Origin of the sequence: Aedoeadaptatus coxii (genome assembly GCF_001553115.1) — a bacterium.
Lineage (GTDB): Bacteria > Bacillota > Clostridia > Tissierellales > Peptoniphilaceae > Aedoeadaptatus > Aedoeadaptatus coxii.
This window is the reverse complement of record NZ_KQ960176.1, coordinates 1-263: the sequence shown is the minus strand read 5'-3', so window position 1 is coordinate 263 and position 263 is coordinate 1. Positions and strand designations below refer to the sequence as shown.

Sequence of the window (263 nt, the reverse complement as noted above, 5' to 3'; positions counted from 1 at the left end):
ACAGTAAGTGTACGGACACTTACGAAAAAATTGACGAAGCAGCCCTTTGGGATCTGCTTCTTTTTTTATCAATTTTTAACTTGTTAGGGAGAACCCTAAGACCCCGAAATACACCTAAAGGAGGAAATACCTATGGCAAATAGAATACGAAACGAAAGACTTGAAATTAAATTAACCGAAGAAGAAAAGGCTCTTTTTGAAGAGAAAAGAAAACTTTCAAAGTGCAGAAATATGAGCCATTTCATCCGCAAATGCGTTTTGGA

General features: G+C 36.5%; 1 protein-coding gene. It reads left to right on the top strand.

Translation table 11 applies throughout. The annotated features are described in order from the left end of the window. Window positions 1-132 precede the first annotated feature (132 nt). On the top strand, window positions 133-263 hold a 131-nt coding region (locus HMPREF1863_RS04915; protein WP_332309970.1), incomplete at its 3' end, for a ribbon-helix-helix protein, CopG family.